This window comes from Methanoregula sp. (assembly GCA_041645435.1).
GTDB lineage: Archaea > Halobacteriota > Methanomicrobia > Methanomicrobiales > Methanospirillaceae > Methanoregula.
On record JBAZQB010000008.1, the window covers coordinates 59449 to 72737 of the forward strand.

Sequence of the window (13289 nt, forward strand, 5' to 3'; positions counted from 1 at the left end):
TTCATCGCAACTGGGGGTATGGGGGTCTCAACCCCCATCACATTAAAGAGGACAATTTTCAGGGGAAATCCTTTTTTCGTTTATTGTCTGCGTCTGTTCGGAGGGTGACCCCCTTTTTTTAAGAGTCATCAACCTTCTGCGGGTTATCGCAATATTGGGGGATGCCCGAGCGACGGGAGCGGAAGCACTCTGGGCTGGAGCTCCTAAGAGCGATTGCTTGTCTCTCTTCAGGGTTTCAACAAAGCCCATATTTTAATGAAAGAAAAATTCCGGTATCTGGATCAGCCCGGTCCTGATCATTTCGTTTTCTTCCTGCCGGTGCGGGATACCGCATCCTCCAGCACCGCAACGATCGTTGCCATGATTTTTATCCGGGCAAAGTACTTGTCATTGGATTCGACAAGGGTCCACGGAATCGCCGGTGTACTGGTCTTTTCAATCATCTCTTCGGTTGCCGTACGGTAGATATCCCACTTTTCCCGGTTTCTCCAGTCTTCATCCGTGATCTTGTATTTTTTCAGGGGATCAGCTTCACGTTCCCTGAACCGCTGGATCTGGGTGTCCTGGTCGATCTGGAGCCAGAACTTGATGAGGACCCCGCCGGATCTCACCAGGTAATCCTCGAGAGTATTGATCTCCTGGTAGGCACGCTGCCATTCCGGTTCCGTGCAGAACCCTTCAACGCGTTCGACAAGCACCCTGCCGTACCATGTGCGATCAAAGATGGTGATATCCCCTGCCTTGGGAAGGCTGCGGATAAAGCGCCAGAGATAGTGATGGCTTTTTTCGTCGGGGGTTGGGGCGGCAATGGGTTCAACCACGCTGCACCGGGGGTTCAGCGCCCGGTCCAGCCGGATAATTGCCCCGCCCTTGCCTGCCGCATCACATCCCTCAAACATGATGGTGACCGGGATCTTCTTTTCATGGATGAGATACTGGAGTGTATGCAGACGGTCTTCACATTCAGAGAGACGGTGAGCATATTCATCTTCAGACAGTGATTTCGTGAGATCCAATGCCTGCAGGAGAGCGTACTGCACTTCCCGGTCTTTTTCCGCGGCCCGTGTTTTTTTCCGGTTTGGTTTTACCTCAGCAGCGGATCTGGCCCTGAGGGCATCTTCCATGCGGCTGATGATCGTTTCATGGACTTTTACTATTGCATAACGCCGGTCATTGCCTTCCACTACGGTCCATGGCGCCTTCGGTATGCTTGTTTCGATGATCAGTCTCTCCAGATTCGGCAGCATGAAGTCGTAATCCCGCAGTTTTTTTGGTGCCCTGCTGTTATCTTCGGAAAAGTCCTTGTGCAGATCTTCAAATTTTTTCAGCCGCTTCTTCTGCTCTTTCTTACTGACATGTAAAAAAAACTTGATGATGACTGCACCATCAGTAACGAGTTGTTCTTCCATGGCGATGATATCCAGGAGTGACTGGGGAGAGAACGGGGACTTTTTGTTCCCGTACGAGCCGGCAAGCAGGGTATCGGTGTACCAGCTCCGGTCAAAGATAGCGATCTGTCCCTGTGAAGGGGTGTTTACCCAGAATCTCCAGAGCATCGGGTGAGCCTGCTCAACCTCGTTGGGCTGTTGCGTGGAGCGGACCCGGTAGCCCCGGGGATCAAGGGCATAGGTGAGCCGGTTGATGGTATTGGATATCCCGGAAAATCTCCAGCCTTCAAAGATCATAATCACCGGAATTTTCCGGTCCCGGAACTCCCGCTGGAGCACCCCGAGACGTTCGCGGAGACCAACAATCACCGCATCATATGCATTTTTATCAAGTGCCAGGTCCAGATCGTATTTGTCAAACATAAGATAATCTGTGTTGAGACTTCCGGGAATATAAAATAAAGGTTAAAAAATACTGGTCAGGATATTTTCTGCTGGCGGTACACCTGGAAATCTATCCGGGACAATATTTCCGGGATCTGGCGGATGGTGTCGCGGTCTTTCTCCTTCTCAGGTTCGGACAGCTCCCCGTACGGCACGAGCGAGGGGTGGAGCTTCTGAACATCATCCCGTTGCACGCCATAATGCCACCCGTCCTCCTGCTTCTCGTTCATCCAGCGTTCATGCTCAAGGGAGGAGAGACGTTCGATCTCATCGGGAGTGAACCGGAATTCGATGGGCGCGTCCCAGTCGGTAACGGGTCCGATCTCGCACCCCACCAGCGATAATTTGGTCCAGATGAAATTTGCCTGTCTCCGGTTGGATGTCCGGTATTTCTCCCCGCCGATACCGTCTTTCTTTTCCGTAAGGGTGCCGAGTTCATCCCACGTGACCAGCAGCCGGTTTGTCTCCCGGGTTTGTCCTTTGAGCATCTCCTTTGTACAATAATTGTCATGGATTGACCGTGCAAGGATCTCTTCTTCTCCTGCAAGAATGAGCTGGCTGTTGGCAGTGAGCTCAAACATGTTGACCGGGTGGATGTCCTGTATGCTCCTAAGCCCGACCTGTTCATCGGCAATGAGCCGGGCCACGCTGGTATTATGATCCATCCTGACGATGAACCGGACATTTTTCCCGGCCGTGAGATGATGGAGTGTCAGGGCTGCGTAGAGCCCCAGGGAATCATCGTCAAGACAGATATAGGCAGTAAAACCCCGGCCAAGGGGAGAACTTTTCAGGAACTCCCCGTTTTTGAACGCGGCAGATCCGACATCCAGGGGAATGGCTGCCAGATCGCAGGCCATGGACAGTTTCGGGTACTGGATGAGCAGCCCTTCCCGGATCGATGCGGCGTTTACATCGATGAGGGCGATGGTTAACCGGGCCGTTGCCTCTTTATGCGACAGGTACCAGGTTCGTGCAATACGGGTTAAGATACTTTCACCGAGGCGACCGGCCCCCAGGATTACGACGGGCGGGGGAACCGTCCCCGTCTCTTTAGAAGGGATGGCGGGATACGTATCGAGAAGTGTCCTCGCCCCGAGTGCATACTGGTTGAAAAACTCGATCCGGACAGCTGAGTCTTTCCGTGCGGAAAATGCGTGTTTCCTGATAATCCCGTATAACTGCGGGTTTATTACCTGTATGATACAGGTGAGCACATGACGCCGTTTTTCCGGCACCATCCGCATCACGTTCAGGGCGACTTCAGCATTATCCTCATCCACATCGTTTAAGGAGAGCACATACGCGGCTTTTTTCACCCCAGCTTTTTTGAGCATATTCACATCGGAGGGAAGCCCGGTAAGAACGATAAGCCCCAGCATTTTGCAGGATTCGAGGTACGTATTCTTTGCATCACTTTCGATGACGACCGGTTTTATCTTTCTTTTAACAAGGTCATTGATAACGAGGAACGACCGGGAATTCAGGCCACAGACAATGACATGCCCCTGTTTGAAGAGGAGCGGCATGGTGTGAATTTTTTCCCGGACGTACAGGTACACAATTCCGGCTGAACTTGAACCGGCAAACGCACCGACTGCAATGCGGATGAAATCGGAATTTGCCGCTCCAACTGCATCCCGTATCGCGGGAAATGCAATGAAAACCCCGATGCCCGAACCGATAATGGCGAGCAGTGCCTGGATTACCACGTAGATGTCAGGAGTGTCCATGATCGCTCAACCCCCGGGATTGTCCGGCCGGGGATCAGCGTGCCCGGGACTGGCAAGATGGGTTTTTATCGTCTCTTTCAGCGTTCCAAAATACTGCTGCGCCGGCGGGGGGAATGCATCGAACCAGTGGGGTATGTTGATGAGGTAATCCATGTTCTTTGTGGGCAGGATGTCTTCAACACGGAACGGGAGGATCATGAGGTTCCTGTTCACTGCCCGCGTCAGTTCGCGGATGACATGGGGCGAATTATTCGAGCTTCTGGAGAACACCAGCACCACAACCCTGCTCTCATCAATCGCATCGATGATCGAGCCGGGAAAATCCGAGCCGGGAAGCACATCCCGGGGGGCAATCCAGCAGAAGATACCATCTGCCTCGAGATAGGAACAGAGGTCATGGGCTATCTGCTGCTCGGGTTTTGAATAGCTGATGAATACCTGGTGGCGGGGTTTTGCAGGAACAGTCCGGGTCTCCGCCCCAGGAACCGATGCGGTCGCAACCTCGTCACCGATAAAATCTGTGCCGGTTTTTTGTACACCTGAAGGGGGGGTGACGGCAATATCCTCCGCCTTTGTCTTCCACTCTTTAGCCTGTTCACGGTAAAACTGTTCGCGGAGCGGGACTCTCCGGGCAAGCTGGTGATAGAGGGTTATACATTCCTCAGCGAGACGCCGGGCAGTATGGGTATCTCCCTGGGTCACCGCTGCTTCGAACGCCTTTGTATTCCTCTGGATCTTCTGGAGGAAATCAGCAGGAGAGTCAATTTTCATGGCAGATCAAAGTCACCCGGAGAAGTTCAAAAAAAGGTGAACCTTATGTTGCCCCGAACTGTTTGTTCCAGTCTTCCTGTCGTTTGAGGTCTCCTGGGGTCAAAGGGGATTTTATCCGTGCAATGGCTTGAGTGAAATCCTCCATAGTGATAGGGCCGGCTTTTAAGGTCTTTTTCTGTAACTCCTCAAACGGCAGCTCAGCCATATTCTCGATATTGTCGAAGATATCTTTGTTCACCCTGCGGGTCATGCTCCTCATTGCATCCCGGCAGACGTTCTGGAGATCACGTCCAGAATATTTTTGGTTGATACACATCTCCCCAATCTTTTCCAAGTCCACGTTCGATATATCAAGCCCTTTTGTCTGGATCCTGATGATATCCTGGCAGGCTTTCTTGTCAGGAAGCTGGATATAGATCCGCTTGGGGAACCGGGAGAGTACTGCATCATCAAGACTTTCAGGAGCATTTGTTGCTGCAAGCGTAAGGATCAATTTGTCGCTTTTCTTATCCTGGAATCCATCCAGTTCTGCCAAGATTGTTGCCAGTACTTTTCGGGACCCCTCCCCCACTTCCCCTTCTCTTGATTGGGTAATTGAATCCAGCTCATCGATGAAAACTATTGAGGGGGCATGCTTGCGGGCAGATTCGTAGAGGGCGGTGATGAGTTTTGAGGACTCGCCGAAATATTTGGAGAGAATACTACTCGATTTTACGTTAAAGAACGTGGCCTTGAGGCTCCCTGCCGCAGCAGCGGCAAGCAGGGTCTTTCCCGTACCGGGCGGACCAAAGAACAGGATACCTTTATCGGGCTTGATGGACTCAGGTTTGCTCAATCCTGCAATCACCACCGTCTCCATGATGAGACTTTTTGTCTCTGCCAGACCACCAATGTCCTTCCACGTGACTGTTGAGGTCTGGATCAGGCTCTCCCCGAAACTGCTGAAGTCGTCCTCTGCCTCCCCGCTCTTCTCTCCGCGTTCAACCACCGTCTTTCTCGGCGCGGTCCCGGCCGTCCTGACGATCTCTTCCCACCGTTTGGCCTTGTCAAGATGCGGCTTTCTCTGGTCAGGCACCTTTTCCGCCAGCTGCTTTTCCGTGTTGGCGCAGATCTGGGCAAACTTTTTTACATTTTCAAGATCGTTTTTTGCTTTTGCGTCATTGTACTTTCTCTCGGCTTCCTTCAGTTGCGAATACAGAACTCCCGATAAATCGATATTCATTGACACCCCCTCCCCATGCTCATCGTACCTACTATCAGAATATACGGAACTTGATTATTACGATATCGCTTCAATTCCTGGCAGACTGGCCACACAGGACAAAAAAAATTATTCGAGTTCGGGTTTCTTGACTTTCGCCGGTTCAGAAGATACGGTTTCCGTGCCCTCTTTACCGGACCGTATGGTATCGAGGATATCAGAGATATCGTCTTCTTCTTCCACTCCGACTTCCATGGTGCTGGACGTCATATCGATGATCGCATTGAGCTGTGCGTCATCATTCATTGTGTCAAGCTTTTTCCCGATCAGGTATTTCTCCATCTTTTCCGGATCGAGCTTTTTGAGCTTCCTCACCACATCTGCCGGGAGATCCTTTTCGCGTTCCTGGAGGATGAGAAGGTTTGATACTGCCCGCAGATCTTTATCGATCTGTCCTAACGATGAGAGTTTCATCTCCTTTTTCTGGAGGAGGGTCTTGATCTGCCGGGCATAGCTGACCTCTTCGGATTTCGAGGTGGATGCTTTTGCCTGGTCGTAGGTGTGCTGGACCTGCTGGTCTATGCGGCGGACTTCCGCGTGGATCTCTTCGACTTTCTTGTTCAGCTGGATCTCGGTGACCTTGAGCTCGTCAAGACTGAACGTATCGATGGGATTTCCTCCCCCGAAAAGAGAGGATAAAAATCCCACGGTTAACTCCCCTCGGTGTCCTTGCTCTCTAATTGTTTTTCCATGGACATCAGTTTCTGGGCATCCTCAACATCGATTGCACCCGTCTCGACACCGCTCCATGCATCGAGGAGCTGTTTCTCGGTATCGTCCGTGGACTGTTCAAGACTGGAATCGGACAGGGACATCTCAAAGACATTGTTGAGATTGTTGAGAACCTCTTCAAAGCTCTTGCCCTTCAGGTTCACGTTGATCAACGCATTCTCGAACTTTGAGGGTTCGATGTTGGTGATCTTTGACCAGATCGGGCTCTGTTTGAGTTCTTTCTCGTACTGCTTGACAATCACAAGGTTGGAGACAAACATGAACTGCTTGTGCATGGTCATGAACGCCTTGATCTTCAGCTGGGCCTGCATATCGAGGTGCTTGAGCTGCTGGGCGAGCATCTTCTTCTTGATCAGGTCAGCGCCAACACCCTGCTTGAAGAGATCCTTCTTCTGTTTCTCGATCTTCTGGATATCCTTCCGGGCAAGCTCAATGTGGTTCTGGAGCCGCATCTCCTCTTCCTTCAGCTCACGGGTTTTCAGCCGGTCGACAGAATTTCCTCGAATAAAGTCAAGAACTCCCATTGTGTATCCTCAACTCGATATTATAGACCTAGCTTTAAATAATTTGTTCAAAGCCGGGGATTTTATCAGGGACCGGAAAAGCAAAGAGAGGGGGTTATTAAAATTTTATGAGTTATTATTGCTCCTGAAAGGGAGGATTTAACCGGGTAGTCCCCTGTCTTTGGATATCCTGAAACAATTCGTAAGGAAAAGAACCCGTTATTACAGGTCGTACGGTTTTCCTCTCAATAAAAGTTCTCAAAAAGAATATTCCCGGGTATATGCATCATTTGAATAGATGGCCCTGAATAGTGTGCGCTTTTTATTTTACTTGTTTTACGTTTCTTAATTATCGCCGTAGTTCAGGAAAAAACCTGTTTTTCCGGCAACCGGACGATCTTTAAGTGGACCTTTGCAAGAATTAGCGGCAAAACCCTGATCGCGTTGCGATCTTTTTCTCTCTGGGTCTCCGGCAGTTTTTCCCACGGCACAAGGCAGTCATGCACCCGGTCGTAATCCGACCGGACCGGGCCGTAACGCCATCCCCGCTGCTGCTTCTCCTTCATCCACCGCTCGTGTTCAGGCACTGCAAGCAGTTCGACTTCCGCACCGGTGAACGCAAATGAGGGGCTGCCCTCACCAATGGCGATACTGATTGCGCAGTTGACTGCCGATAATTTCCGGGCAATATCTTCCGCCTGCTGGATATTGGTCTCCTTTAAATGAGGGAGGAGTTCGTGCCATGGCCGCATCGAGGGATTGCTGGCCTCGTCGATTCCTGCTTTTACCTGCTGGGCACGGTACTCTTCATGGATCGCCCGGGCAACCAGCTCGTGCGTACCGCGAACGCCCACGTCATAATATTTTTTCAGGAAATCCCGGATCTTCTCTGACTCGATCCAGCCATTATCGATACGGTCGATGATCGAATCGATCTGTTTTGCCTGGGTGACGATCTTCTCGGCACGTGCCTGATCCGCCATCCCGTCACAGAGGCCGATGATCACCGTTAAGGGATTTCGCAGGTGATCGCCAAGAATCGCAAACTGTTCTATGTTCTTTTCTATCTGCTGGTACACGTGCCCTTTGATCTGGTCCATCTGCACCTGTTCGGTTATGTCAAGGCCAAACCCGATGACCCCTCGTATCTCACCCGCAGCATCCCTCTGGGGAAAATAATCCAGCTTCAGGGTTTTTTCTTCCGATGAGGGCATGCGAAGGGATTTCATCACCCCTTTTCTCATCATCCCGGATGCGGCAACTTCCGCGCAGTCAATGCTACTCCCGTCGTTATCGTGGAAGAGTGCGGATACCTTTTTCCCGGTTGCAGAAGCACCGGAAAGAGCGAAGAAATCTGAAAAGAAGTGGTTGTGCCACACGAGTGTGCCGGTGGTATCGGTGATGAATACCATCGCGGGAAGGGAATCAAACAGTGTCCGGTACATATCTTCGGATACCAGGTTCAGCGTATCCATAAACAGGTCCCTTGTTGTATCTGATCTTCACTTATATCCCGGGATAATAAGGATATGGATGCCGGGGGGCCTCACCTGCCCTTACCTCTCCCCACTCATGGAGGGGCATGAGACTTCCCTCTTTTAAAACTGGCTCATTTTGCCAAAATACGCCTGAAATGGGCTCTTTACAGTTTCAGGGGCTATACCAGATCTGAATATATTCTCAAAAATCGGGAATTCTGGATCAGGTATTTGGAAATACGCAATTATTGAGCGATTTATAACAAAATACCCCCGTTTGTCAGGTTAAAATGATCCCTAATGGTACCTTTTGGATGCAGGATCGGCATTAAGATATCCTGTACTCAGTGAATCGAAAACAAACCCCTGTTTCAAAAGTCAGTTTGACGCATTCCGTCAACTCCAGGATTTATCCTCTTCCTTCCGCCCTGTTCCCGAACCCCGGGGCAACGTTGTGCATGATAATCTCAGCCTTCCGGATGAGCTCGTCAGGCATTTCGGTTACACCCCCCATTCGTTAGCATTATTAACTCCCGATCAAGATTATGATTGAAAACAACCGTTCCGGGAACTGCCATGGACTCAGGCTACGCAAATACCGTAAAATATCACAAATGCCCTTCCTGCGGAGCAGATGTACTGTCAACCATGCAGTTTTGTGTGAACTGCGGTGCCCGGATGCCGGGGCGCACCTGCCCCCACTGCAACGCACCCATTATCGGGAATCCGGAGTTCTGCAGGAATTGCGGAAAATCCCTTGTCCCCTCGAAGAAGTGCCCGAAATGCAATATCCCGATCACGGGAAACCCGGAGTTCTGCAGGAACTGCGGGGCACCGCTTCTTGAATCCCGCAAATGCCCTTCCTGTGGTGCGGTCATCAGTAAAGATGCGAAATTCTGCAACGGGTGCGGGAGAGTGATGGGACAGGAAAGCCCGACTGCGGGGATAGATGCCGCCCTGATGGAAAAAGCGCAGGAACTCCTGGCAATGGTCGGACGGTTCGGAACAATACCGGACCCGCCAAACCCGGATATGAATACGTACAATCCGTCATCCCTGAAAAAAACGGTCACCACCATGGAGAAATTCCTGCAGACCGCAACGCCGGATCTCACCATCTCCCTCAGCCGCCTGTACCTGAACCTCGCAACCTGGCATAAGATGGAGATCCAGATCACCAATACCGGAAAAGCGCACGCGTTTTTCGTCACCCTTGGCTTCTCAAGTGATTTTGAGACCCGGCGGATCAAACCCATCACGGTTGAGGCGGGAAGTACACAGATCGTTGAGATCGGTATCATGCCAAAGACGCAGGGCAATATCCCTATCGAAGTCACCCTGCATTACAAGGACGGCAACAACCGGGATTACACCAGGACCAGTGACTTCTGGATCGATGTCCAGCCCCAGTCCAGTACGCCCCACATCTTCAAACCGGAAGAGGATATGCAGCCATCATCAACTCCTCCGGTAACACCACGGACCTCACAGCCCCCTATGACTTCGGGCCCCGTCACCATGCGAACGCTGCCTCCGGAAATGACGGAAAAATACAGGGAATCGGAATTTATCGGGAAAGGGGGGTTTGCCCGGGTCTTTAAGGCAAAACGAAAAGACGGTCAGTATGTGGCGGTAAAAGTGCCTATCGATCTCGATGAATCAACCGGCAAATCGTTCATCGCCGAGATGCAGAACTGGACAAAACTCAGCCACCCAAACATCGTAAAAATCTATGATTACAATATCATGCCGTTTCCCTATTTTGAGGAGGAACTCTGCGACAGTGCCCTTGACAAACTCAAAAAACCCATGGGGATAGCACAAGCGGCCTGGATCATCTTCAATGTCTGTGAAGGCCTCAAATACGCCCACTCCCTCCATATCATCCACCGCGATCTCAAGCCCCAGAACATCCTGATAAAAAACGGGATTCCCAAGATCTCGGACTGGGGACTCTCCAAGATCGTCACCGATGTCTCTTCAGTGACCACTGCATCATTCACCCCGTTTTACGCGTCTCCGGAACAGGTGACCAACAAGTCAAAGGACCAGCGGACGGACATCTGGCAGATCGGGGTCATCTTATACGAACTGGTGACCGGGACATTACCCTTTACCGGTGACAGCATGATAGATATCATCGCCAGTATCCCCACAAAAATCCCGCAGCCCCCGGGGGATCTCAACCCGGATGCAAAACTGATCGAGGGGATCATCCTCCGGTGCATTGAAAAAGATCCTGCCAAACGCTACCCGTCGGTGATCGCGCTGCAAAAGGACCTGGCAGAATTCCTCAAGATCGATTACCAGGAGTCCCTCCGTATGAGTATCGGGGCAAAAAATCTCCGGCAGTCTGCAGAGTACTGCAGCAAGCTGCTCCTTGCCAACTTAAAAAGCGGAGATTTGCGTGAAGCCTACAAATACGCAACCGATCTTGTCAATTATTCCGAAGGCGAGGTCAAAGAGCGGGTAAAAGAACTGTCTGCGCAGATCCGTATCCGCCTGGATAACGATATGGAGGAAGTGCCCGAAGAAATTATTGAGGCAGCCGAACTGATCGCCCACAAGATCGGGGTGGGGTTGACCACCCTGTGATGAGCGCAGAGCCAGAAGCACTCCCCACGAGGGGGGATCTTCCCCGGAACACAGAGATGAGACCGGTTATTTTCGGAGAATCGCCATGAACCTCACCTGGTGCGGCAGAACCCACATCTGCGGGAGACCGAGAAATGAGGATGCGTTCGATATGCAGCAGATCGGCGATCACCTTGCAGCCTTTGCGGTAGCAGATGGCCTGGGAGGGTTGCCTGCCGGCGAAGTTGCAAGCCGGATTGCGGTCACGGCCCTGATGGACACGGTCCGGACGCTTGCGCCGAGGGGTATGACCTGCACCCCTGCGCAGATGACGGAGATCTTAACGAAGGGATTTGCAGCAGCTGCCCAAGCCATCGGTGACGATAATTCACTGAACCCGGACCACAAAGAAATGGCAACAACCCTCGTTGCTGCTCTCATCAATGATGCATCTGACGGCGTTATTACCTATGCGGGAGACAGCCGGGCGTACCGGGGAGAGAACACGCTTGTCCAGATAACCAAAGATCATTCGCTGGTCCAGGAAATGTTCAGGAAAGGACTGATAACCCAGGAAGAGGCACGACTGCATCCCGATAAGAATGTGGTTACCCGGGTTGTCAGTGAAATACCGGTACACCCGGATATTGTGGAGTTCCGCATGGAGAAGAACACCCTGCTGCTCTGCACAGACGGGCTCACCGATGCACTCTCCGATGAGGAGATATCCCTTGCCATGAAAGAGAGAGATGTAGACCGGATTTGCACAGCCCTCATCGAACGTTCACGGCAGGTAAACCGGGACAATACCACCATTATTGTGATCCGGGCGGCACCGGGATCCTGATTGCTTCCCCGTTATAATTGCAGGGGATTATCCCGGCAGGAACGGTCAATTCATAAGAGGGGGATATCTCCCAAGGGACCGTACACCGTGCCAAAGAACCTATATTTATGAACCCCTATAGTATTTTCATCGGCAGAGTTCTCCCCTCCATCGCAGATCAGAAGATATAGAACCGGACGGTACCGCTATGTTCAAAGAAGGCAATCGCGAGTGTATTGACAATCTCCTCAAACCATCGAAGAGCGTTCTCGACACGGGGTTGCCGATCCGTAATGAAACGTATGAGAAGCGGCAGAAACTCTGGGATGAGATAAAAGCAAATGCCGAACGGTACCGGAAAGGGGAGTGCGGGACATTTCTCAAAGACTTAAACGCCGTTTTTTTATCGCGGTTTGATGCATCTCTCCTGCTCCTTGCGCTGGCATTCCGGCAGAACAACGAACAGTTCGAAGGTGCCGGGTATTTCAGTGTAAGGGAGATCGAGGCCTACGAGACCATCGAGAAATACAGTTATTTCAGGATCCTTACAAAAGGCGAGATTGCAAAGAAGATCCGGTCCAAGGATGAAAAAACCTTAACGCTGCTCAAGGAATATTCCGTGTCCATGAAACAGCATATGGATGAGATCCTTGGCGACGCAGCAATCCGGGATACCATACGCAGTTACTTGAAGAAACAATGGGACGAGAACACAAAAAAGATCGGCGATGCCATTTCCAGTGCCGGTGTCGACCTTGAATGGTTTTCCAGCCTTCCGCTTACCGCCAAAGATGCTGACAGGGCACCCCAGACCATCATTATCAATGCCGGCAATGATGCAGCCATCAATCTCGGCACGGGGAATATTGTCAAGGATGCCGTTGTCACCGGTTCTACGATCGAATCGGCAGGTGGCGGAAGCACAACGGTAAAAGATTCCGTTGTCACGAAATCCACGATAAAAACGGAGGGGGGCGACGGGCCGGATACGGGTATCAGTATCAGGGACAGCGTCATCACCTCATCAACGATAAAATCGGTCCATGAGCGCCCGGTTGAACCGGAAAAAGAGACGGTACAAGAGACCGTACAAGAACCCCCGCCGCAACCCCCCCGGTACATGTGCCTGCTCTGCAAGACTACGGCAAAACCCGGCGCGAAGTTCTGTACAACCTGCGGGGCAAAGATCACTCCTGTGTGTGGCAGTTGCAGTTCCCCCCTGATACCCAATGCAAAGTTCTGCCCGCAATGTGGGCGGAAAACTTCGTGAAAAGCCGGTATCCCGTTCGGGTGAATCCCTCATGCATGCCGGAGTGTGCCTGAGCAGGACCCGGTGTCATTTTTTTTGTTCGTTTTTGGTGCGAATTTTCTTAGCACAATTTTCTTTTTCCCGGAATTTTTTTGGTCAGAGTCTGCCTGAAAAATTTCAATCGCGTGCATGGGGTGTCAGTTGGTGAGGCGATTATCGGATAATTATCCGACAAAATGCATGTACATGCTACAAAATTTTTTGTTCTCCGGCGTGAGGGTCCGGAAAATGCAATCAAGGGTCGATTAAAAAAAATGAGGGGGGGATGAG

At 51.3% G+C, this 13289-nt stretch carries 10 protein-coding genes; 3 read left to right on the forward strand and 7 right to left on the reverse strand.

Features of this window, described 5'->3' with window-relative positions; translation table 11 throughout:
- Positions 1-296: 296 nt before the first annotated feature.
- From pap to WC593_14430, 7 genes are all read right to left on the reverse strand, one after another.
- Positions 297-1811 (reverse strand): polyphosphate:AMP phosphotransferase, encoded by a 1515-nt coding sequence (gene pap / locus WC593_14400; GenBank protein MFA4826339.1) that lies wholly within the window; start codon positions 1809-1811, stop codon positions 297-299.
- A gap of 56 nt (positions 1812-1867) precedes the next feature.
- Positions 1868-3565, reverse strand: a complete 1698-nt coding sequence (locus tag WC593_14405) for a RyR domain-containing protein (protein MFA4826340.1) — start codon at positions 3563-3565, stop codon at positions 1868-1870.
- Between the two features lie 6 nt (positions 3566-3571).
- The gene (locus WC593_14410) at positions 3572-4336 is read right to left on the reverse strand and encodes a toll/interleukin-1 receptor domain-containing protein (GenBank protein ID MFA4826341.1); all 765 of its coding nucleotides are present in this window, start codon (positions 4334-4336) and stop codon (positions 3572-3574) included.
- Positions 4337-4379: 43 nt separating this feature from the next.
- Positions 4380-5558, reverse strand: a complete 1179-nt coding sequence (locus WC593_14415) for an ATP-binding protein (protein ID MFA4826342.1) — start codon at positions 5556-5558, stop codon at positions 4380-4382.
- 108 nt (positions 5559-5666) lie between these two features.
- The gene (locus WC593_14420; protein ID MFA4826343.1) at positions 5667-6245 is read right to left on the reverse strand and encodes a hypothetical protein; all 579 of its coding nucleotides are present in this window, start codon (positions 6243-6245) and stop codon (positions 5667-5669) included.
- Positions 6246-6247: 2 nt separating this feature from the next.
- The gene (locus WC593_14425) at positions 6248-6853 is read right to left on the reverse strand and encodes a chromosome assembly protein (protein MFA4826344.1); all 606 of its coding nucleotides are present in this window, start codon (positions 6851-6853) and stop codon (positions 6248-6250) included.
- A 341-nt stretch (positions 6854-7194) separates the two neighbouring features.
- Complete coding sequence (locus WC593_14430; protein ID MFA4826345.1) at positions 7195-8307, reverse strand: RyR domain-containing protein; 1113 nt, start codon at positions 8305-8307, stop codon at positions 7195-7197.
- Positions 8308-8886: 579 nt separating this feature from the next.
- Between WC593_14430 and WC593_14435 the strand changes: the two genes are divergently transcribed.
- The 3 genes from WC593_14435 (at position 8887) to WC593_14445 (ending at position 12980) form a co-directional block, all read left to right on the forward strand.
- Positions 8887-10905 carry a serine/threonine-protein kinase gene (locus WC593_14435; GenBank protein ID MFA4826346.1) on the forward strand — a complete coding sequence of 673 codons (2019 nt, stop codon included), beginning with the start codon at positions 8887-8889 and terminating at the stop codon, positions 10903-10905.
- 85 nt (positions 10906-10990) lie between these two features.
- Positions 10991-11731 (forward strand): protein phosphatase 2C domain-containing protein, encoded by a 741-nt coding sequence (locus WC593_14440; protein MFA4826347.1) that lies wholly within the window; start codon positions 10991-10993, stop codon positions 11729-11731.
- Between the two features lie 187 nt (positions 11732-11918).
- Positions 11919-12980 (forward strand): zinc ribbon domain-containing protein, encoded by a 1062-nt coding sequence (locus WC593_14445; GenBank protein MFA4826348.1) that lies wholly within the window; start codon positions 11919-11921, stop codon positions 12978-12980.
- The last annotated feature ends 309 nt before the right edge of the window (positions 12981-13289 follow it).